This is a genomic window from Stenotrophomonas sp. SXG-1, assembly GCF_014083965.1.
GTDB classification, from domain to species: Bacteria; Pseudomonadota; Gammaproteobacteria; order Xanthomonadales; family Xanthomonadaceae; genus Stenotrophomonas; species Stenotrophomonas geniculata.
In genome coordinates, this window is sequence record NZ_CP046588.1 from 3,717,893 (window position 1) to 3,739,104 (window position 21,212).

A 21,212-nucleotide genomic window follows, 5' to 3' on the forward strand; every position below is an offset into this window, starting at 1 on the left:
CAAGCCGCAGTGCCAACCAAGGTTGGCACCTACCAGAGGCGGTGGCCGTAGAACCCGGGGCGTTATGCCCCGGATTCGTCCGGCTTCACCCGGAACCACGCCGCGTACAGCGCCGGCAGGAACACCAGGGTCAGCACCGTGCCCACGATCAGGCCACCCATGATCGAAATCGCCATCGAGCCATAGAACGCACTGCGCGACAGCGGAATCATCGCCAGCACCGCCGCCAGCGCGGTCAGCACGATCGGGCGGAAACGGCGCACCGTGGCATCGATGATCGAATGCCAGCGGTCATGCCCGGCATCGATGTCCTGCTGGATCTGGTCGATCAGGATCACCGAGTTGCGCATGATCATGCCGGCCAGTGCGATCGTGCCCAGCAGCGCGACGAAGCCGAACGGCGCCCGGAACAGCAGCAGGAACAGGGTCGCGCCGATGATGCCCAGCGGCGCGGTCACCAGCACCATCGCTGCACGCGAGAAGCTGCGCAGCTGCAGCATCAGCAGCGTGGCCACCACCACCAGGAACAGCGGCATGCCGGCCTTGATCGAGTTCTGGCCACGGGCCGAATCCTCCACCGTACCGCCGGTCTCCAGCAGGTAGCCACTGGGCAGTTCAGCGCGGATCCCGTCCAGCGTCGGCAGGATCTGGTGCACCACGTCCAGCGGCTGCATGCCGTCGCTGATGTCGGCACGCACGGTCACCGTCGGCAACCGGTTGCGGTGCCAGATGATGCCGTCCTCAAAGCCATACTCCATCGTCGCCACCTGCGACAGCGTGATGCTGCCGCCGTTGGCGGTCGGCATCGACAGGCTGGACAGCAGCTCCAGCTGGTTGCGCTCATCGGCCGGGCCACGCAGCAGCATCTCGATCTGGCGGTTGCCTTCGCGGTACACGCTCACCGACTGCCCAGCCAGCGAACTGGACAGGAACTGGCTGACCTGGGCACTGCTCACGCCCAGCGCGCGGGCGCGCTCCTGGTCGATCACCAGCCGCACTACCTTGCTCGGCTCGCTCCAGTCCAGGTTCACGTTCATCACGTGTGGGTTCTCACGCACCTTGGCTTCGACCTGGCGCGCGATCGCCTGCACCTTCTCGATGTGCTCGCCGGAAATACGCATCTGCACCGGATAGCCGACCGGCGGGCCGTTCTCCAGGCGGGTCACGCGCATCTGCACGTCCGGGAACTTCGGAATCACTTCGTGCAGCAGCCAGTCGCGGGTGCTTTCGCGCGATTTGATGTCCTTGGCCAGCACCACGAACTGGGCGAAGTTGGTGGCCGGCAGCTGCTGGTCCAGCGGCAGGTAGAAGCGCGGCGAACCGGTGCCCACGTAGGAGACGTAGTTGGCAATGCCCTCGCGGCTGGACAGCAGCTTCTCCAGCTTCTCGGCCTGGGCCTGGGTCGAGCGCAGCGACGCGCCCTCGGCCAGCTCGATGTCCACCATCAATTCCGGCCGGGTCGAATCCGGGAAGAACTGCTGCGGCACGAAGCGGAACATCATCAGCGAGAACACGAACAGCGCGATGGTCGCGGCGATCACCCACCAGCGGTGACGCAGGCAGCCATCGAGGAAGCGACGGAAACTGCGGTAGAACGGGCGCTGGTACGGATCATGGTCATGCCCGTGCTGCGGCGGCGCGATCAGGTTGGCCAGCGCCGGGTAGCGGTCGGCCCACTGCTGGCGCCTGGCCAGCCAGCGCGCGGACAGGCTGCCCGGCCTCGGCGGCTGCGGATTGAACAGGTCCGGCAGCATCTTGTCGCCCAGGTACGGGATGAACAGCACCGCCGCGATCCACGACACCACCAGCGCGATGGTCACCACCTGGAACAGCGAACGGGTGTACTCACCGGTGCTCGATGCCGCTGTAGCGATCGGCAGGAAGCCGGCCGCCGTGATCAGCGTACCGGTCAGCATCGGGAACGCAGTTGATTCCCAGGCAAAACTGGCCGCGCGCAGGCGGTCGTAACCCTGTTCCATCTTGGTGGCCATCATCTCCACCGCGATGATCGCATCGTCCACCAGCAGGCCCAGCGCCAGCACCAGCGCACCCAGCGAGATCTTGTGCAGGCCGATGTCGAAGTAGTGCATGACGAAGAACGTCATCGCCAGCACCAGCGGGATGGTCACGCCCACCACCAGGCCGGTGCGCAGGCCCAGCGAGAAGAAGCTGACCAGCAGCACGATCACCACCGCCTCGGTCAGCACCTGCACGAACTCGCCGACCGACTCCTCCACCGACTGCGGCTGATCGGACACCTTGCGCAGCTGCATGCCCGCCGGCAGGGTCTTCTGCAGGCGCTCGAACTCGGCATCGAGGTTGGCGCCGAGCTTGAGGATGTCACCGCCATCCTTCATCGCCACCGCCAGGCCGATGGCCTCTTCACCCATGAAGCGCATCTTCGGCGACGCCGGATCGGCGAAGCCACGCTTGATCTCGGCGATGTCGCCCAGATGCACCGTACGCTCACCAGCACGGATCGGGAACTGGCGGATCGCTTCGATGTCGTTGAACTGGCCGGTCACGCGCAGCTGCACGCGGTCGGTGGCGGTCTCGAAGAAGCTGGTGCCGGTGATCGCATTCTGGTCGGCCAGCGCCTGCTGTACCTGCTGCATCGACACGCCCAGCGTCGCCAGACGAGTGTTGGACAGCTCGATCCACACCTTCTCGTCCTGCAGGCCGACCAGGTCGATCTTGCCGACGTCGGGCACGCGCTGCAGTTCCAGCTGGATGCGGTCGGCGTAATCACGCATCACCGCATAGTCGAAGCCCTTGCCGGTCAACGCATAGATGTTGCCGTAGGTATCGCCGAACTCATCGTTGAAGAACGGGCCGACGATTTCGCGCGGCAGCGTCGGGCGGATGTCGCCCACGCGTTTGCGCACCTGGTACCAGAGGTCGGGGATCTGCCTGGAACGCAGGCTGTCGCGGGCCATGAAGATGACCTGCGATTCGCCCGGGCGCGAGTACGAGCGGATGAACTCGTACTCGCCGGTGTTCATCAACGCCTTCTCGATCGGCTCGGTCACCTGCCGCGAGACCTGCTCGGCGGTGGCGCCCGGCCATAGCGTGCGCACCACCATCGCCTTGAAGGTGAACGGCGGGTCTTCGGACTGGCCCAGATGCTTGTACGACCATGCGCCGATGAGGGCGAAGGCGAGCATCGCAAACAACACCAGCGGACGATTGGCCAGCGCCCACTCGGAAAGATTGAAGCGGCGCACCGGCTTACTCCTTGGCCTTGGCGGCAGCCGCCGGCGTAGCCGGCTTCAGCACCGGGCGGTTCTGACGATCCACCGCGATCACCGGCTGGCCGGCGCGCAGCAGGTGTCCGCCGGCAGCAACCACCCAGTCACCCGCGTTCACGCCGGACAGTACCGGAACCGTCTCGCTGCCAAACGCCCCAGTGGTGACCGCTGCGGCCTTCAGCGTACTGTTGGCCGGATCGACCACCCACACGCTGGCGGCACCGTTGGCACCGCGCTGCAGCGCGCCGAGCGGCAGCTGCAGGGTGCCGTGGCGGCCGGCGCTGCTGTAGACGCGCGCGCTCTGGCCCAGCTCGACATCGGCCAGCGCATCGGCGGCCAGACTGACCCGCGTCGCGTAGGTGCGCGCCTGCGGATCGGCGGCGGCAGCAATCTCGCGGATCGTGCCCGGCAGGCGCTGCCCCGGGCGGTTCCACAACTCCACCTCGACCGGCTGGCCGACCGCGTAGTCGCGGATGGTGGCTTCGGGCAGGTCGATCAGCACTTCGCGGCCACCATCGGCGGCCAGGTTGAAGATGGTCTGTCCGGCGGACACCACCTGCCCGGCCTCGGCCTCGCGGCTGGCGATCACGCCGTCAGCCGGTGCGCGCAGCTGCGCGTAGTCGGCCTGGTTGCGCAGCATATCGAGGTTGGCGCGGGCAGCGTTGGCCTGGCCCTGCGCCGCTTTGAAGGCGGCGGACTGCTGGTCCAGCTGCGAACGGCTGACCAGTTGCTGGTCGGCCAGCACCTGGTAGCGATTGAGATCGTCGCGGGCGCGCACCAGATCGGCTTCAGCTGCGGCCAGTTGCGCCTGCGAAGCGCGCGCCTGCAATGCGAAGTCGGCTGCATCCAGCTCGGCCAGCACGTCGCCCTTCTTTACCCGCTGCCCGGCATCGACATGGCGCTTGACCAGGTTGCCGCCGACGCGGAACGACAGCGGGCTTTCCTGGCGGGCACGTACCGTGCCCGGGAACGCAGCCGGGGCCTGTCCGGCCTGTTCGCCGGGGTGAACCACCAGTACCGGCACGGCCGCCTGTGGCGCCTGTTCCTGTCCCGAACAGGCTGCCAGCGCAGCCACCCACACCATACCGCCCATCCAGCGCACGATCTTCATCGGTCAACGTCCTGAAAACGCAGGGTTGCAACTAAGGGGAGAGCCGCGACTGCCGGCCCAATTTAATAAACCGGCCGGTATAGTATAAATATCGAACCGCTTGGTCTAGTATTGTCGCGATGAGTTCTCCCACTTCCCGCAAGCCGTCGGCCAAGCCCGCTGCCAAGGCCGCCGGACCCGGGCGTCCCAAGGACCTCGGCAAGCGCGCGGCGATCCTTGAAGCAGCCAAGGCACTGTTCATCGAACAGGGCTATACCGGCGTGAGCATGGACACCATCGCTGCTCAGGCGGGCGTCTCGAAGCTGACTGTGTACAGCCACTTCGGCGACAAGGAGACCCTGTTCTCCGAGGCCGTGCAGTCCAAGTGCATTGAAATGCTGCCCGATGCCCTGTTCGTGGCCGACGCGGACGGCCCGCTGCGCGACCAGCTGATCGGCATCGGCCTGGCCTTCTTCGAACTGATCACCTCCGACGCGGCGATCTCGATCCAGCGCATGATGATGGCGCCGGAGACCGACGAACGCCTGCGCGAGCTGTTCTGGAAGGCAGGCCCGGAGCGCACCTGCGAGGCCCTGGCTGACTTCCTGCGGGCACGCGCCGAGCGCGGCGAACTGGACATCACCGACTATTCGCTGGCTGGCGAGCAGTTCCTGACCCTGGTCAAGGGCGAAGTGCACATGCATATGATGTGCGGCATGCCACTGTCACCGGTGGAGTGCGACCCTCTTGCCCATGTGACCGCCAGCATCGACTTCTTCCTGCGCGCTTATGCGCCGCGAGGGGCCGGGACGGCTGAATAACCAAAACTGAACGAACCGGAGGTCGCGATGACTTCCGGCACTGCGACCCCGGCCACCCGGCAGCTGATGCTCTGGGCGCGCCGCCGGCCTCCGGCACCGGTAAAATGGCCGGCCCACTGCGCTGGATTTGAACCTCATGACGATTGATTACGCCCACGCCCGCGAACTGATGGTGGAACAGCAGATCCGTCCCTGGGACGTGCTGGACATCAAGGTGCTCGACGTCCTGGCCCGCCTGCCGCGCGAGGCCTTTGTCGCCGATGCACACCGGGCGCTGGCCTACGCCGATGTCGAACTGCCGATCGGCCATGGCCAGAAGATGATGAAGCCGGTCATCGAGGGCCGTACCCTGCAGGCACTGGATCTGCAGCCGGGTGACGAAGTGCTGGAAATCGGCACCGGCAGCGGCTTCCTGGCAGCCTGCATCGGCGCGCTGGCGCGCGACGTGCTGAGCCTGGAGATCGACCCGGAACTGGCCGCCGCCGCGCGTGCCCGCCTGGATGCTTCCGGCCTGGGCACCAACGTCCGCGTGGAAGTGGCTGACGCCCTGTCCTGGCAGACCGAACGCCGCTTTGACGTGATCTGTGTCACTGGTGCGGTCGACGTGGTGCCGTCACAGTTCGCCTCGTGGCTGCGTCCGGGTGGTCGCCTGTTCGTGATCCACGGCCGCTCGCCGGCGATGGAGGCCCTGCTGGTCAAGGCCGACGGCAGCACCGAGTCCCTGTTCGAGACCGATATCGATTACCTGCGCGGTGCCGCCCCGGCACCCCAGTTCCACCTCTGAGTCCAAGGAAGCCGCAATGATCCGCCGATCCCTCGCTGTTGCGCTGGCCACTGCCCTGCTGCCGTTGTCCGCCCATGCCGCCGACCTGCTGCAGGTCTACGAAATGGCGCGCAACGGCGATCCGCAGCTGTCCGCCGCCGAATCGACCCGGCTGGTCGACAAGGAAGGCGCCGTGCAGGCGCGCGCCGCCCTGCTGCCGCAGATCAACGGCCAGGCCACGCTGAACCGCACGCGCAGCGAGCCGAACGCCGACATCAACTCCGGCTCGTTCACCAACAAGCGCCGCAATTACACGATCGATGGCAGCCAGACGCTGTTCAACTGGACCCAGATCAATAACCTGCGTTCGCAGCGTGAGCTGAGCAAGGCGGCGGACTTCACCCTCGATTCGGCCAACGACAGCCTGATCGTGCGCACCTCGGCGGCCTACTTCAACGTGCTGGTGGCGATCGAATCGCTGAACGCCGCACAGACCAACGAAGCGGCCGCGAAGAAGCAGTTCGACTTCGCCGACAAGCGCCTGGAAGTGGGCCTGGCGCCGATCACCGACGTGCACGAAGCCCGCGCCCAGTACGACCAGGCGCGCGCCAACACCATCGTTGCGCAGAACACCCTGGCCGATAACTACCAGGCCCTGACCGAACTGACCGGCCAGCCGGTGGTCAACCTGCGTGGCCTGCCGGCGGACTTCCGCCCGGAAGTGCCGGCCAACCGCGGCAACATCGACGAGCTGGTGCACCAGGCCACCACCCAGAATCCGGCGCTGAAGGCGCAGGAACTGAAGGTCAGCGCCGCCGAAGCCGGCGTGCAGGCCGCCCGTGGTGGCCACTACCCGACCCTGTCGCTGGGCGGCAGCTGGGGCAAGACCGCGACCTGGGGTGACAGCACCGGCGCCGGCTCGCTGTCGCCGGACGCGCGCACCAACAGCATCGGCCTGACCCTGAGCGTGCCGATCTTCGCTGGCGGAGCCACCCAGTCCAACGTGCGCCAGGCGCTGGCCCAGCGTGACATCGCCCAGGACGGCTACGAGCAGCAGAAGCGTGCCCTGGACCGCAACACCCGCAATGCCTACCAGACCCTGGTGCAGGGCATCAGCGAAGTGGAGGCCCGCCGCCTTGCGGTAGTCTCGGCGCAGAGTGCATACGACGCGTCGCAGGTTGGCCTGGAAGTCGGTACCCGTACCGTGCTGGACGTGATCCAGAACCAGCGCATCCTGTTCTCGGCGCAGCTGGACTACGCCCAGGCCCGCTACACCTTCCTGCAGAACCGTCTGCTGCTGAGCCAGTCGCTGGGTGCGCTGGACGTGGCCGAGCTGCAGGACGTGAACCGCCTGCTGACCCAGGACGCCGGCAACCCGGCAACGACCACGCACTGAGTCGTCGCCCTGCCGGCAGCGAAGAAGCCACCCGCGAGGGTGGCTTTTTTGTGGGCGGCGCGTACGGCCCGACCCACGCATGGCGCAGATCTGCCGGCCGTCAGCCCGGCCACGCGCCTGCCCGTTCCACTGCGGCCAGCACGCACAGCGCCGTGGCCAGGGGCGCAAGCACCATTGCAGCACCCGGCATCGGCGCACGGACACGCAGTGCCGCCGGGCACAAGGCTGCCATCACCAGCAGGGTTGCTGGACCCGGCAGCACCGGCAATGCGCCGGCCGGCGCTCCCAAGGCCAGCAGCGCCGCCGTCAGCACCACGGTGACCGGTATCAGCCGCGTCCGGAACGCGGGCGCTTCATCACCGGCCACAGGCCGGAGCTGCGCTGCCAGGTGTGCGGCCAGCGACAACAGCACCAGCAGCAGTGCTGCCAGCCCGGCCATGCCCGCCAGCGGCAGCAACGGCAGCAGCCACTGCAACTGCGGATGGCCCTGCAATGCCACCGACAACGGCCGCGTACTGTCCAATACCGGGAACTCGACCAGGCCGGCCTGCAACGCGGCCAGCATGATCAGCAGCAGCATCGCCAGCAGCAGCGCGGCCGCCAGCAGCCAGGGTGATCGCGTGCGCGCCTGCCGGCCACGTCCGGGAAATCCCAGTGCCAGCCCCACACTGGCAAACACCCCCAGCAAGGGTACGCTTGCCGCCAGCACCCCGCCGGGGCCGAATCGATAGGGCGCGGTGGCGTCCGGCAGCCACGGAATCCAGTTGGCGTAGTGCACGTGGCGAACCGCCAGCGCCAACAGCAACAGCCCGACACCGATCTTCACCGTCAACAACACGCAGACCGTCAGCGCGATGCGACGCGGGGGCAGCAGCACGAACGCACCCAGCACCAGCAGACTGGTGACGGCCATCACCGGATCCGGCAGCGCGCTGCCGGTTTCAATACCGCGACTGGCAAACACGGCACGCGCGTGGCTGGCCGTGGACTGCGCCACGCCGGCGCTGGTCATCACCAGTTCCAGCAGCAGTGCAGTACCCAGCAGGCGCGCGGCTGCCGTGCCCCAAACGGCCCGCAGCAGGCCGTGCAGGCCATCGGCTGCGGGCTGCTGCTGGTTCAGCACGTGCAGGCAATACAGCATCGGCGCCGTGCCCAGTGCGGCCAGCAGCAGACTCAGTACGATGGCCGGACCCGCCTGGGCGGCGGTGTACTGGCCAACCAAGGCGATCACGCTGCCACCCAGCAGCAGGGTCAACGCCACCATCGCGAAGTGATCCATTCCCAGCAGCGCGTGCCGGCCACGGCGGTTATCGCTGTCCATCGCAAGCCCTCTTGAATCCGCACAAGCGCGGTCGACAGGAGGCTGGCAGCGTGCGCCAAGTGGCGGTATCAGAATCCGTACTGTGCGCACCGCGATGTGACCACAAACACGTTCGCAGCCACGCATCCGGTCCTGCTGCGACAGGAATCCGGCTGCTAAGCAGAATTGATGCAGTCGATCACGTCAGTCGGTCCGCGTAGCGTCCGCCCTGGCGGTGTTGCTGCCCGGCTCAGCTGCGCGGGGGCGGCAGGTGTGGCGCGACCAGCGCCAGCGTGCGCTGCAGGGCACCGCGGCCGTTGCTGACCAGCGTGCAACCGGCACGGGCCATGTCCTCGCGCGCCTGGGCGTCGCCCAGCAGGTGCTGCAGCAGGTCACCTACCGCCTGCACGTCCTCGCCGATCAGCAAGGCACCGGCCTCTCGCATGCGCCGTGAGATCTCGGCGAAGTTGTGCAGGTGCGGACCGGTCACAGCGGCAGTGCCCATCGCCGCCGGTTCCAGCAGATTGTGGCCACCGATCGGCTGCAGGCTGCCGCCGACGAAGGCGACCTGTGCACAGGCATAGAACGGCATCAGCTCACCCAGGGTGTCGATGACGAAAACATCCGTGCCGGCCTCCGGCCATTGCTTCGCGCGACGGGTCGCCACGTTCCAGCCCTGCTCGCGCGCCAGCGCCTCCACCTTCGGGAAGCGCTCGGGGTGCCGTGGTGCCCACAGCAACAACAGGTCGGGGTGCTGCTGGCGCAGGCGCCGATGCAGGTCGATCACCGCCTGCTCCTCACCATCGTGGGTACTGGCCGCGATCCACACCGGGCGCCCGGCGGGCACGCAGGCATGGAACTGCTCGACGAAGCCCTGCACATCCGGCGTGGCGATATCGAACTTGAGGTTGCCCAGCGCCTGCACCTGTTCCCGCGCAGCCCCCAGCTGCACGAAGCGCTCGGCGTCGTCCTGCGACTGCGCGGCCACGCAGGTAACCGTGCGCAGCGCACGGCGGATCAGCGCCGCCAGCACCCGGTAACCGCGCAGCGAGCGCGCTGACAGGCGGGCGTTGAGGATGTAGACCGGAATGCGGCGGTCGCGGCAGCCGAACAGCATGTTCGGCCACAGCTCGGTTTCCAGGATCAGCGCCAGGCTGGGCTGGAAGTGGCCGAGGAAGCGGTTGACGCTGCCCGGTACGTCGTACGGCAGGTAGACGTGGTCCAGCGCATCGCCCCACAGCGCGCGCACGCGCTCCGAACCGGTCGGGGTGATGGTGGTGATGACCCAGCGGATGTCCGGACGCTGCTGGCGCAGGGCATTGACCAGCGGCGCGGCGGCATTGACCTCGCCCACCGAGACCGCGTGCAGCCAGACCCGCGGCTGGCCTGTCGGCTGCGGATACGAGGCATAGCGCTCATCCCAGCGCCGGAAGTATTCACGGACCCGGAAACCGCGCCAGACCAGGTGGTACACGGTGATCGGCAGCAGGATGTAGAGCACGGCCGAATACAGGCCGCGCAGGATCCATTCGACAGGGTCTTTACGCATGCGGCAAGGATACGGGAGCCCCCCGGGAAAGACACGCAGCCGGGTTGGTAGAATGGCGCCATGTCCGATGCCACCACCGCCATCCGCCCGTCGCTGCGCGATCCCCGCAACTGGCCGATGTTCACCGCCATGCTCGGCGCCTTCGCCATCGCCCGCCTGCCGTGGATGCTGCAGCGTGCGCTCGGCCGTGGCGTCGGCTGGATCAGCTGGCGCCTGCTCGGCAGCCGCCGTCGCGCCGCCGAGGTCAACCTGAAGTTGTGCTTCCCGGAGAAGGACGAAGCCTGGCGCCAGCGCCTGGTGCGCGACAGCTTCGACGCGCTGGGCGTGGGTGTGCTCGAGTGCATCCGCGCCTGGTGGGGCAGCATCGACCGCATCCGCCCACAGGTGAAGATCGAAGGCCTCGAGCATCTGCGGCAGATGCAGGCCGAAGGCCGCGGCGTGCTGCTGGTGTCCGGCCACTTCATGACCCTGGAGATGTGCGGCCGCCTGCTGTGCGACTACGTCGATCTTTCAGGCATGTACCGCAAGCACAAGAACCCGGTGTACGAGTGGGCGGTGAAGTTCGGCCGCCTGCGCTATGCCAAGGCGATGTTCGCCAATGAAGACATCCGCGCGACCGTGCGCCACCTGAAGAAGGGCGGCTTCCTCTGGTACGCGCCGGACCAGGACATGCGCGGCAAGGACACCGTGTTCGTGCCCTTCTTCGGCCATACCGCATCCACCATTACCGCCACCCACCAGCTGGCGCGGATGACCGGTTGTGCGGTGATTCCTTACTTCCACCGCCGCGAGGGCGGGAAGTACTTCCTGAAGATCGGCGCGCCGCTGGAGAACTTTCCCAGCGAGGATGTGGAAGCCGATACCACGCGGGTCAACCAGGCCATCGAGGAGATGGTGCGCGAGGCCCCCGACCAGTACCTGTGGATCCACCGCCGTTTCAAGCGCCAGCCGGGCGGGCGGAGCGACTTCTACAAATAACGGGATGCGGTGGAAGGGCCGGCGTGCTCATGGTAGTCGCCAACCTTGGCTGGCGCCGATGAACCGAGGCCGGTCCCGAGGCGCCAACCAAGGTTGGCAACTACTGCATCGGCGGAGATTCATCCGATTCGCGGGCCAACAGGCTGCCGGCGAACAACGCCGCCAGCAGCACGGTCAGGCCACCCCAGAACGCGGAATAGAACGCCAGATGCGTGTTGAGCGGGAACACGGTGACCGCCAGCGCCAGCATCGCCGGGCGGGCCCGCTCACGCGCGGCCATCGGTGCATAGCGCCAGGCCCGCCAGGCCTGGGCCACGGCTGCCAACCACAGCAGCAGGCCGAGCACGCCGGTTTCCGCCAGGATTTCCAGCACGATCTGATGGGCATGCAACGCCGGGGCATCGCCCCACACCGCCGGTTCGTCGCCAGACACGCAGGCCGGATAGGCATCGCGGAAGCCGCGTGCACCGACGCCATTGAGCGGATGTTGCTCGATCATGCAGGCCGCGGCGTCCCAGATCCGCGCACGCCCTGACAGTGCCTCGTCGACACCGCGCTCGCTTCCATCCCAGGCCAACGCCGTTCGCGCGAAGCGTTCGCGCAGCTGCGGCACGCTGGCGGTCAGCGCGCCCGCACCGAGGACAGCGACCAGCGCCAGCAGCACCAACCGTTTCCAGCCGAACTGGCGCACGCCGCTGTAGGCAAGCACCAGCGCGAAGGTGATCCACGATGCGCGCGAGCCGGCCAGCAGCAGCACGCAGCCCAGCGCCGCCGCGGCCAGTACCCAACCCGGATTGCCAAAGCGACGCGCCAGCGGCAACAACAGGAACGGTGAGAGACTGGCCAGGACCTGGCCGAACTTCAGGTTGCACGGCCCGAGTGCCCCACTGAGGCGATCGACCACGGCCGCCTCAGTGGCCGGGCACAACGCGTGACCACTCACCGCAAGCTTCAGCTGCTCAAGCGACCAGAACCACGGGCTGGTTCCGGCCAGCGCCTGCACCAGCGCATCCAGGGTCCATGCGCCGGTGATCAGCGCCAGGCCACCGAAGGTCAGCCGCCGCCGTTCGGGCGTGGCCACCGCGATCGCCACCAGCCACATGAAGGGCAGGTAGCGCAGGCCGGCGGCCGCCTTCGTCCACGACGCTGCCGGATCGATCGCATCAAACGCCGAGAACGCCTGCGGCAGCCAATAGCCGAGGAACAGGATCGAGGTCAGCGCCCACGCTGCCGTGCTCAACAGGTGCGGGCGGCGCTGCAGGCGGCGCATGACCATGCGCGCGGCTGCATACAGCGCGCCAAGACCGAGCACGGTTTCAGCGATGCCCGGCAACGGCCACAGCGCCACGTACGCCAGCACCCACCAGGGCGCCCAGCGCCCGGCGCGGTCGTCGCGCACGGTGACGGCGGGGTCAGCCGGCGAGGTCGGCATAGAGGCGGAGGGTATCGCGCTGCATGGCCTGCAGGGTAAACGGGATGCGGGTCGGCAAGGACGGCGGCTGCGCCAGCAGGGCCAGCGCACGTTCACCCAGCGCGCGTGCATCGCCCAGCGGCACCGCACCAGCGGGTTGCAGCTGCCGCAGCAGTTCGCCGACGCCACCATGATCCCAGCCCAGCACCGGGCGGCCCACCGACAGCGCCTCGACCACAGTACGGCCGAATGCTTCGGGCTTGTCCGACAGCTGCAGCACCAGATCGCTGGCCGCATAGGCCTGGGCGATGCGCGCGGTCGGTGTGCTGATCTGCACGGCGTCGGTCACGCCCAAAGCAGCGGCCTCCCGGCGCAGGTCGGCCACGTAGGCTTCACGGCCCGGTTCATCGGTGCCCAGCATCCACAGCTGTGCCGGCACACCGGCGGCGCGTACATCCGCCAGCAACTGCAGCGCATGAGCATGTCCCTTCAGCCGGGTGCCCCGCCCCGGCAGCAGCAGCAGCGGGCCCTCAACCTGCGCCAGCCACGGGTAGTCGGCTGCCAGCGCCAGTCGTGGCCGGCGGTCGGCGCGGGCCACGCGCGGAAACTGTGCGACATCGACGCCGCGCGGAATCACCTGCAGCCGCGCTTCGGGAACTGTCGGATAGTGCCGCTGCACGTAGTCGCGCACGCTGTTGGACACGCAGATCACGCGTTCACCGCTGGTCATCACCGCGCTGTAGCGACTGGGCGAATTCAATCCATGCACGGTGGTCACCCAGTGCGGGCGCTGCGTGGCGGGCATGGCGCGGATCGCGTACAGCCCCAGCCAGGCCGGCAGCCGCGAGCGGGCATGCACGACGTCCGCGCCAACCTCGGCGAACAGTCGGCGCAGGGTCGGCAGGTGGCGCAGGGTCAGCAGCGATTTGCGGCCGATGTCGAGGGTGAGGTGCTCGGCACCGCCATCGAGCAGGGGCTGCACCAGGCGGCCACCGGCGGAGACCACCAGCGCACGATGGCCGGCGGCGACCAGGGCCGCAGCGACTTCCAGGGTCGAGCGTTCGACACCGCCGGAGTGCAGCGCCGGCAGCAACTGCACCACGGTCAATCGGCGCATCGAAGGGGCGGCCGCTTAGTCGGCCAGCACGAACACGGAGCCGCAGTACGGGCACTGCGCTTCGCCATTGGGCTCGTCTTCGATCGGCAGGTACACGCGCGGATGCGAGTTCCACAGCGCCATTTCCGGGGTCGGGCAGCTCAGCGGCAGATCGCTGCGGTGCACGGTGTAGCGCTTCTCGGCGTTGGCGGGCGCAGTGGCGGTATGGCTCATGGCGGATGTCGATGAACGGGTTGCGAGGCCTGTGATTCTAGCATCTGGGCCGCCCCGACATTGCGCCGCAACGGGTCTTTACGCGTACCGGGCCGATTCCCTGCGACCTTGCATGCCACCTCGGGATGGGGTGCCGGTGGAAATTCCCGACCGAACCAGCAGGATCACGACGGGAAACCGCCGACAACGATATTTCCCGCATTTGGATCGAACTAAATGGCACTTGTCAGGTTGCCACGGCTGTTGCAGGATCGGGCCAGGTCGTGAACCGGCCTGCCCCAATCCGACCCGATCGCATGGCCCGCCCCCACCGGACCGGCATCGCTTCTTCCACTGCCATCCCGGCGGGCGGAGCGATGCTGTCCGTGGTGTCCGCCGATGCGGGTTCTGCCCGCCGCCTGCCCTTCCGGGAGACCCTTGCATGACCCTGTCCGATCCACGCCGCGCCCTGCTTCCGCTCGCCCTGGCCCTGGCCTGTGCGACTACCGCGATGCCGGTGCTGGCACAGGGACTGCAGACCTCGTTCGAGCCCGGCGAACCTGCCCCGTCGCAGGCCGCGGGTGCACTGCAGGTCAGGATCGGCAACGGCCCTGCGGCGCCTTACGCCGCCAAGCGCAATGCGGGCTACAGCGGCCTGCACGCACTGCGCTACAGCAGCGAAGGTGGCAGTGCGCGGCGCGAGCTGTTCAAGGTGGACATGGCCATCGAGGCCGATACCACCCTGTCGTGGCTGGTGCTGCCGGAGATCGTCGGCAAGGACACCGTGGCCTCGACCTATGTGTCACTGGACCTGCTGCTGGACGATGGCAGCCGCGTTTCGGCCGGCGCGGCACGCGACCAGCACGGTATAGCCCTTGGCGCACACGCGCAGGGCGTGTCGAAGACGCTGTATCCGCAGCAATGGGCACGCAAGGCGGTGCGACTGGGCGACGTGCCCGCGCTGAACGGTCGCCGCGTGGTGGCGATCGAACTGGAGGTGGCGAGTGCCGACGGTGCACCGGTCGCCGGCTGGATCGACGACGTGCGCCTGGATGCTCAGCCGCGACAACAGCCGCAACGCGTCTCCGACTGGGTGCTGACCACCCGTGGCACCCAGGCCAACGGCACCTTCTCGCGCGGCAACAATTTCCCGGCCACGGCGGTACCCCACGGCTTCAACTTCTGGACTCCGGTGACCGATGCCGGCGCACTGAACTGGCTGTACCGCTGGAACGAACAGAACGACGCACAGAACCGCCCGCAACTGCAGGCGCTTGCGCTGAGCCATCAGCCCAGCCCGTGGATGGGCGACCGCCAGACCTTCCAGGTGATGCCCTCGGCCAGCCGTGGCGTGCCGGAGGCCGACCGCCGCAAGCGCGCGCTGTCGTTCGATCGCAGCCACGAGAGCGCCCGCCCTTACCGCTACGACGTGCGCTTCGACAACGGCATCGCCGCCGCCATCGCGCCGACCGATCATGCGGCGCTGTTCCGCTTCGATTTCCCCGAAGGCGGCGACGCCAACCTGCTGTTCGACAATGTCGATGCACGCGGTGGCCTGACTCTGGACGCCGCCACGCAGACGCTGTCCGGCTATACCGACACGCGCAGTGGCCTGTCCAACGGCGCCAGCCGCATGTACGTGGTGGCCCGCTTCGACAAGCCCTGGCGCAGCAGTGGGCGCCTCGACACCGGTCGCCCGACCGGTTACATCAAGTTCGATGCGGGCAGCGACCGGCGGGTGACCATGCGCATCGCCACCTCGTTGATCTCGGTGGAGCAGGCGCGGCACAACCTGGCACTGGAAATCGCCGCGGCCGACACGCTGGAAAGCGTGTCCGGCCGTGCGCAGGATGCATGGGACGCACGCCTGGCCCGCTTCGACATCGGCGATGCCAGCGACGACCAGAAGACCACGCTGTATTCCAGCCTGTACCGGCTGTTCCTGTACCCGAATTCCGGCCATGAGAACGTGGGCAGCGCCGCCGCACCGGAGTGGCGCTACGCCAACCAGGCCAGCGCCAGCGATGACAACACCGAGGGCAGCGCGACCCGCAGCTACGCCGCCGTGCGCGACGGCAAGGTATTCGTCAACAACGGCTTCTGGGACACCTTCCGCACCACCTGGCCGGCCTATGCGCTGTTCACGCCCGACGATGCCGGCCAGCTGGTGCAGGGCTTCATCGAGCAGTACCGCGCCGGCGGCTGGATCGCGCGCTGGTCGTCGCCGGGTTACGCCGACCTGATGGTCGGTACCAGCTCGGACGTGGCCTTTGCAGATGCGTGGCTGAAAGGCGTCGGCGGCTTCGATCCGGCAGAGGCCTACGCGGCCGCGCTGAAGAACGCGACCGTGGTCCCGCCTGACCGCCACGTCGGCCGCAAGGGCATGGACCGCTCGACCTTCCGTGGCTATGCCAGCGCCGACGTGCACGAAGGCATGTCGTGGACGATGGAAGGTGCACTCAATGACTTCGGCATCGCCAACATGGCCGACGCCCTGGCCAAGCGCGCGGCCACGCCGGCGGCACGCGAGCGCTACAGCACCGAAGCCGACTACTTCCGCCACCGCGCCGCCAGCTACGCGACGATGTTCGACCCGGACGCCGGCTTCTTCCAGGGCCGCAAGGCCGATGGGCGCTGGCGCGTGGACGCCAAGGCCTACGACCCGCGCGTGTGGGGCCACGACTACACCGAATCCAACGGCTGGACGTTCGCGTTCACCGCCGCACACGACGGCGAGGGCCTGGCGGCGCTGTACGGAGGCCGCGAGAAGCTGGCGGCGAAGCTGGACACCTTCTTCGCCACACCGGAAACCGCGGACCCGGCACTGGCCGGTTCCTACGGCGGCACCATCCACGAGATGACCGAAGCGCGCGACGTGCGCATGGGCATGTATGCGCACAGCAACCAGCCGGCACACCACATCCCGTGGATGTACCTGTACGCCGGGCAGCCGTGGAAGACCCAGCAGCATGTGCGCGAGATCCTGTCGCGGCTGTACGTCGGCAGCGAGATCGGCCAGGGCTACCCGGGCGATGAGGACAATGGCGAGACCTCGGCATGGTACGTACTGGCCTCGTTGGGCCTGTACCCGCTGCGCATGGGCGCCCCGGAGTACGTGATCGGTTCGCCGGCATTCCGCCACGCGCGGGTGGAACTGCAGGGTGGCGCGGTGCTGACCGTGAACGCGGCCAACAACTCGCGTGAGAACGTCTACGTGCAGTCGCTGAAGATCAACGGTACGCCGTGGACGAAGACTTGGGTGCCGCACGACCTGATCGCCAAGGGCGCGACCCTCGACTTCGTGATGGGCCCCCGTCCCTCGCGCTGGGGCAGTGGCGTGGACGATGTGCCGCGCTCGTTGACCCCGCGCGGCCAGCGCCCCCAGCTGCTGCACGACCTGCTCGGCAGCGGCACCAAGGCGACGCTGGCCGATGGCCGTGCCCTGCCCGCGCTGCTCGATGACGATGCCGGCACGACGGTGGGCCTGGGTAGCGGCGCAACCATCGCGCTGACCGGCCTGGCCGAGGGCACCCCGACGATGTACACGCTGACCAGCGGCGACGGCCGCATCCAGGGCGGTGAGTGGACGCTGGAAGCGCGCAACGGCAGCGGCAGCTGGGCCATGCTCGACCAGCGCAGCGGCGAAGACTTCGAATCCGCCCGCCAGACCCGTCCATTCCGGATCGCCAAACCCGGTCGTTACAGCGAGTACCGCCTGCGCCTGGCGGCACCGGCACGGCTGCCGCTGGCGGAGATCGAACTGCTGGCGGCCGGCACCGTACAATGAGCGGCATGCGCTTCCGTCTTCTGCCCTTGGCCCTTGTTGCCCTGTCCTTCTCCAGTTTCGGCCAGACCCAGGCGTTCGATACGCAGCTGACCCGCGACGGCGTGACGCTGAACTACCAGGACGCCCGTGGCGCGCTGGCCGCGCCGCAGCGCAAGCGGGTGATCGATACGTTCTTCTTCGCCTATCTGCGCGAACGTGCGGACTTCCATCCGGCGGCGCCGTCCATGGTGCGCATCGTGATCGATCCGGCCTACACCGGCATCGCCTTCGTCGGCGACAAGGACCACGCAGCGACGATCACCATCAACCCGGGGTGGCTGGCGCAACACCCGAACGACATCGACCTGGTCACCCATGAGGCCATGCACATCGTGCAGGGCTATCCGGGCTACGGCGACGCGCGGGTGCCGGGCTGGCTGGTGGAAGGCATCGCCGACTACGCACGTGACCGCTACGGCATGGACAATGCCGCCGCGGGCTGGGCACTGCCGGGCAAGGTCGAGAAGGGGCAGAACTTCGACAGTGGCTACCGGGTGACCGGTGCGTTCCTGAAGTGGGCCGACGCCGAACACCCGGGACTGGTGCTCGCACTGGACAAGGCCCTGCGCGACGGCCGCTATGCACCGACGCTGTGGCAGAAGCACACCGGCAAGGCACTGCCAGCGCTGTGGGCGCAGTACGCCAAGCCGCGTTCGGATGCACCGCCGCCGGCCCCTGCACGCCGCGGCAAGCGGCACTGAGCCCCCACGCACTTTACGTTCGCCGGGCATTGCCCGGCGCTACCGCATCGCGGCCTCAGCGCGACTGCACGAAGCCGGCGTACAGCGCGAACAACTGCTGGAAGTACCGCCGCGTCACTCGATTGCGCATGACACCCTCGCCCATGGAAAGTTGGTCGGGCCCAGGGTGGGAAGGCCGGTCCGGTCCCTTCCCACGGCCAGGCCGCGTGGGCGTATTGGGCCGCAGCGGCGTTGCAGGGAAATGACCGCCGGACTGCAATTCATCGGGTAGCGCCGGGCCATGCCCGGCGGAATGCGAGAAGCGCCGCGCTGCGCGCTCGCCGGGCATGGCCCGGCGCTACCCGATCCGGTTTCCGCTGGGCGGAAACGAAACGCGCCCCGAAGGGCGCGTTTCTGCAGATCGCAGCGGAACGAAGGCTTACGCCTTCTTTTCCGCTTCGATCTGCTTGCGGATCTGCGCATCGACCGCCGCAATGGCGGTCATGTTCAGGATCCGGCGCGAGGTCGCGCTGGTGGTCAGGATGTGCACCGGCTTGTTCACGCCCATCAGGATCGGACCGATCGCCACGCCGTCGGTGAACACGCGTACCAGGTTGTAGGCGATGTTGGCCGCTTCCAGGTTCGGCAGCACGAACAGGTTGGCGCGGCCCTGCAGGGTCGAGCCCGGCAGCAGCTTCTGCCGCAGCGCTTCATCCCATGCGGTGTCGCCCTGCATTTCGCCGTCCACGTTCAGACGCGGGTTGCGCTTGAGCAGCAGCTCGCGCACCTGGCGCATCTTCAGCGCATCCTTCGAATCATGGCTGCCGAAGTTGGAGTGCGACAGCAGCGCCACCTTCGGCTCGATGCCGAACAGCTTCATGCGGTAGGCCGCCTGCAGGGTCGCTTCGCACAGCTGCTCGGCGGTCGGGTCTTCCTGCACGTGGGTGTCCACGAAGAAGAACACGCCCTGCTGGTTGATCACGCCGGTCATCGCCGAGGTCGAGGTGACCTTCGGCTCCAGCGGCAGCACGCTGCGCACGTAGCCCAGCTTCTTGTGGAAGCGGCCGACGATGCCGGTCAGCATCGCATCGGCTTCGCCACGGGCCACCATCACCGCCGCGATCAGGGTCGGGCGCGAACGCATCAGGTTCTTCGCCGCGGCCACGGTCACGCCACGGCGGCCGGTCAGGCCATGGTAGTACTGCCAGTATTCGTTGAAGCGCGGGTCGTCGTTGATGTTGGTGACTTCAACGTTCTCGCCGATCTTCAGGCGCAGGCCGAGGCGCTCGATGCGCGATTCGATCACTTCCGGGCGGCCGATCAGGATCGGGTGCGCCAGGCCGTCATCGACCACGTTCTGCACCGCCTGCAGCACCACTTCCTCTTCGCCCTCGGCATACACCACGCGCTGCTTGTCGCTGCGCGCGCGGTCGTAGACCGGCTTCATCATCAGGCTGGTGCGGTAGACGAACTGGGCCAGCTTGTCGCGGTAGGCGCCCATGTCGGCGATCGGGCGCGAGGCCACGCCCGAATCCATCGCGGCCTGGGCCACGGCGGCCGACAGCTCCACCAGCAGGCGGCGGTCAAACGGGCGCGGGATCAGGTATTCACGGCCGAAGCTCGGCGTCTCGCCACCATAGGCCGAACCCATGTCGGTGGCCGCACGGCGCGCCAGCGCAGCGATGGCGCGCACGCAGGCGATCTTCATTTCCTCGTTGATCGCGGTCGCGCCCACGTCCAGCGCACCACGGAACAGGTACGGGAAGCACAGCACGTTGTTGACCTGGTTCGGGTAGTCCGAACGGCCGGTGCCGATGATCGCGTCCGGACGCGCGGCGCGCGCCAGTTCCGGCATGATTTCCGGGGTCGGGTTGGCCAGCGCGAAGATCACCGGATCCGGCGCCATGGTCTTGACCATGTCGGCGGTCAGGATGCCCGGTGCCGACAGGCCCAGGAAGATGTCCGCGCCGTCGACGATCTCGGCCAGGGTGCGCTTGTCGGTGTCGCGCGCATAGCGCTGCTTTTCCGGGTCCAGGTCGGTACGGCCGGTATGGATCACGCCCTCGCGGTCGAAGGCCAGGATGTTCTCCGGCTTCAGGCCCAGCTGCACCAGCATGTTCACGCAGGAAATGCCGGCTGCGCCCATGCCCGTGGTCGCCAGCTTCACTTCCTCGATCTTCTTGCCGGTGATCGCCATGGCGTTGAGCACGGCCGCGCCGACGATGATCGCCGTGCCGTGCTGGTCGTCATGGAACACCGGAATCTTCATGCGCTCGCGGAGCTTGCGCTCGACCACGAAGCATTCCGGCGCCTTGATGTCTTCCAGGTTGATGCCACCGAAGGTCGGCTCCAGCGAGGCGATGATGTCGACCAGCTTGTCCGGGTCGGTTTCATCCACTTCGATGTCGAACACATCGATGCCGGCGAACTTCTGGAACAGCACGCCCTTGCCTTCCATCACCGGCTTGCCGGCCAGCGCGCCGATGTTGCCCAGGCCCAGCACCGCGGTGCCGTTGGAGATCACCGCCACCAGGTTGCCGCGGGCGGTCAGCTCGCTGGCCTGCTGCGGGTCGGCCTTGATCGCTTCACAGGCGTACGCCACGCCCGGCGAATACGCCAGCGACAGGTCGCGCTGGGTCAGCATGGGCTTGGTAGCGGAAACCTTGATCTTTCCCGGCGGGGACATCCGGTGGTAATCGAGGGCGGCCTGTTTGAAATCTTCGTTGGACATCGATGTGGGTTACATGAATGGGCAGAAGGGACAGGGGATGATACCCCCGTTGGAGCGTCTGGACCTGTCGCTATCCTGTCGCAGGCATGCTGCGACCGCACAATTCCGTG

At 67.7% G+C, this 21,212-nt stretch carries 14 protein-coding genes; 6 read left to right on the top strand and 8 right to left on the bottom strand.

Annotated features, from left to right (window positions below; all coding sequences use genetic code 11):
* Positions 1-62 precede the first annotated feature (62 nt).
* On the bottom strand, positions 63-3,224 hold the full coding sequence (locus GOC52_RS16990) for an efflux RND transporter permease subunit (RefSeq protein ID WP_191849971.1): 3,162 nt from the start codon (positions 3,222-3,224) through the stop codon (positions 63-65).
* Between the two features lie 4 nt (positions 3,225-3,228).
* Positions 3,229-4,359 (bottom strand): efflux RND transporter periplasmic adaptor subunit, encoded by a 1,131-nt coding sequence (locus GOC52_RS16995; RefSeq protein ID WP_191849972.1) that lies wholly within the window; start codon positions 4,357-4,359, stop codon positions 3,229-3,231.
* 119 nt (positions 4,360-4,478) lie between these two features.
* Between GOC52_RS16995 and GOC52_RS17000 the strand changes: the two genes are divergently transcribed.
* The 3 genes from GOC52_RS17000 (at position 4,479) to GOC52_RS17010 (ending at position 7,318) form a co-directional block, all read left to right on the top strand.
* Entirely contained in the window at positions 4,479-5,159 is a 681-nt protein-coding gene (locus GOC52_RS17000) for a TetR/AcrR family transcriptional regulator (RefSeq protein WP_043400176.1), read from the top strand.
* Positions 5,160-5,295: 136 nt separating this feature from the next.
* Positions 5,296-5,943 carry a protein-L-isoaspartate O-methyltransferase family protein gene (locus GOC52_RS17005; RefSeq protein ID WP_049398378.1) on the top strand — a complete coding sequence of 216 codons (648 nt, stop codon included), beginning with the start codon at positions 5,296-5,298 and terminating at the stop codon, positions 5,941-5,943.
* A gap of 16 nt (positions 5,944-5,959) precedes the next feature.
* Positions 5,960-7,318: a TolC family outer membrane protein gene (locus GOC52_RS17010; protein WP_010480790.1), complete on the top strand. Its 1,359-nt coding sequence runs from the start codon at positions 5,960-5,962 to the stop codon at positions 7,316-7,318.
* A gap of 100 nt (positions 7,319-7,418) precedes the next feature.
* On the opposite strand, the gene GOC52_RS17015 is transcribed toward GOC52_RS17010, so the two are convergent.
* Together GOC52_RS17015 and waaA are read right to left on the bottom strand one after the other, a co-directional pair.
* On the bottom strand, positions 7,419-8,639 hold the full coding sequence (locus tag GOC52_RS17015; RefSeq protein WP_126560990.1) for an APC family permease: 1,221 nt from the start codon (positions 8,637-8,639) through the stop codon (positions 7,419-7,421).
* Positions 8,640-8,868: 229 nt separating this feature from the next.
* Positions 8,869-10,167 (bottom strand): lipid IV(A) 3-deoxy-D-manno-octulosonic acid transferase, encoded by a 1,299-nt coding sequence (gene waaA / locus GOC52_RS17020; protein ID WP_010480795.1) that lies wholly within the window; start codon positions 10,165-10,167, stop codon positions 8,869-8,871.
* Between the two features lie 60 nt (positions 10,168-10,227).
* Here waaA and GOC52_RS17025 point away from each other — a divergent pair, with 60 nt between their 5' ends.
* Positions 10,228-11,145 carry an LpxL/LpxP family Kdo(2)-lipid IV(A) lauroyl/palmitoleoyl acyltransferase gene (locus GOC52_RS17025; RefSeq protein ID WP_010480797.1) on the top strand — a complete coding sequence of 306 codons (918 nt, stop codon included), beginning with the start codon at positions 10,228-10,230 and terminating at the stop codon, positions 11,143-11,145.
* A 100-nt stretch (positions 11,146-11,245) separates the two neighbouring features.
* Here GOC52_RS17025 and GOC52_RS17030 read toward each other — a convergent pair whose 3' ends face one another.
* From GOC52_RS17030 to GOC52_RS17040, 3 genes are read right to left on the bottom strand one after another with little or no spacing between them, the layout of a single operon-like run.
* Positions 11,246-12,577 (bottom strand): O-antigen ligase family protein, encoded by a 1,332-nt coding sequence (locus tag GOC52_RS17030; RefSeq protein ID WP_164192619.1) that lies wholly within the window; start codon positions 12,575-12,577, stop codon positions 11,246-11,248.
* A complete protein-coding gene (locus tag GOC52_RS17035; protein ID WP_191849973.1) occupies positions 12,558-13,673 on the bottom strand; it encodes a glycosyltransferase in 1,116 nt (371 codons plus the stop codon). Before GOC52_RS17035 ends, GOC52_RS17030 begins: the two co-directional genes overlap by 20 nt.
* 15 nt (positions 13,674-13,688) lie before the next feature.
* Positions 13,689-13,886 carry a zinc-finger domain-containing protein gene (locus tag GOC52_RS17040; RefSeq protein WP_005410967.1) on the bottom strand — a complete coding sequence of 66 codons (198 nt, stop codon included), beginning with the start codon at positions 13,884-13,886 and terminating at the stop codon, positions 13,689-13,691.
* A gap of 421 nt (positions 13,887-14,307) precedes the next feature.
* Here GOC52_RS17040 and GOC52_RS17045 point away from each other — a divergent pair, with 421 nt between their 5' ends.
* On the top strand, positions 14,308-17,652 hold the full coding sequence (locus GOC52_RS17045; RefSeq protein ID WP_191849974.1) for a GH92 family glycosyl hydrolase: 3,345 nt from the start codon (positions 14,308-14,310) through the stop codon (positions 17,650-17,652).
* Positions 17,649-18,392 (top strand): basic secretory protein-like protein, encoded by a 744-nt coding sequence (locus tag GOC52_RS17050; protein ID WP_125437700.1) that lies wholly within the window; start codon positions 17,649-17,651, stop codon positions 18,390-18,392. The genes GOC52_RS17045 and GOC52_RS17050 overlap by 4 nt, the downstream gene beginning before the upstream one ends.
* Positions 18,393-18,810: 418 nt before the next feature.
* On the opposite strand, the gene GOC52_RS17055 is transcribed toward GOC52_RS17050, so the two are convergent.
* Positions 18,811-21,102, bottom strand: coding sequence for an NADP-dependent malic enzyme (locus GOC52_RS17055; protein ID WP_043400158.1), 2,292 nt, complete (start codon positions 21,100-21,102; stop codon positions 18,811-18,813).
* Positions 21,103-21,212: the final 110 nt, after the last annotated feature.

Excerpts from the sequence above, each read along its gene's own strand:
- GOC52_RS16995 (WP_191849972.1), bottom strand. The coding sequence starts at position 4,359 with ATGAAGATCGTGCGCTGGATGGGCGGTATGGTGTGGGTGGCTGCGCTG.
- GOC52_RS17000 (WP_043400176.1), top strand. The coding sequence starts at position 4,479 with ATGAGTTCTCCCACTTCCCGCAAGCCGTCGGCCAAGCCCGCTGCCAAG.
- GOC52_RS17005 (WP_049398378.1), top strand. The coding sequence starts at position 5,296 with ATGACGATTGATTACGCCCACGCCCGCGAACTGATGGTGGAACAGCAG.
- GOC52_RS17010 (WP_010480790.1), top strand. The coding sequence starts at position 5,960 with ATGATCCGCCGATCCCTCGCTGTTGCGCTGGCCACTGCCCTGCTGCCG.
- GOC52_RS17015 (WP_126560990.1), bottom strand. The coding sequence starts at position 8,639 with ATGGACAGCGATAACCGCCGTGGCCGGCACGCGCTGCTGGGAATGGAT.
- waaA (WP_010480795.1), bottom strand. The coding sequence starts at position 10,167 with ATGCGTAAAGACCCTGTCGAATGGATCCTGCGCGGCCTGTATTCGGCC.
- GOC52_RS17025 (WP_010480797.1), top strand. The coding sequence starts at position 10,228 with ATGTCCGATGCCACCACCGCCATCCGCCCGTCGCTGCGCGATCCCCGC.
- GOC52_RS17030 (WP_164192619.1), bottom strand. The coding sequence starts at position 12,577 with ATGCCGACCTCGCCGGCTGACCCCGCCGTCACCGTGCGCGACGACCGC.
- GOC52_RS17035 (WP_191849973.1), bottom strand. The coding sequence starts at position 13,673 with ATGCGCCGATTGACCGTGGTGCAGTTGCTGCCGGCGCTGCACTCCGGC.
- GOC52_RS17040 (WP_005410967.1), bottom strand. The coding sequence starts at position 13,886 with ATGAGCCATACCGCCACTGCGCCCGCCAACGCCGAGAAGCGCTACACC.
- GOC52_RS17045 (WP_191849974.1), top strand. The coding sequence starts at position 14,308 with ATGACCCTGTCCGATCCACGCCGCGCCCTGCTTCCGCTCGCCCTGGCC.
- GOC52_RS17050 (WP_125437700.1), top strand. The coding sequence starts at position 17,649 with ATGAGCGGCATGCGCTTCCGTCTTCTGCCCTTGGCCCTTGTTGCCCTG.
- GOC52_RS17055 (WP_043400158.1), bottom strand. The coding sequence starts at position 21,102 with ATGTCCAACGAAGATTTCAAACAGGCCGCCCTCGATTACCACCGGATG.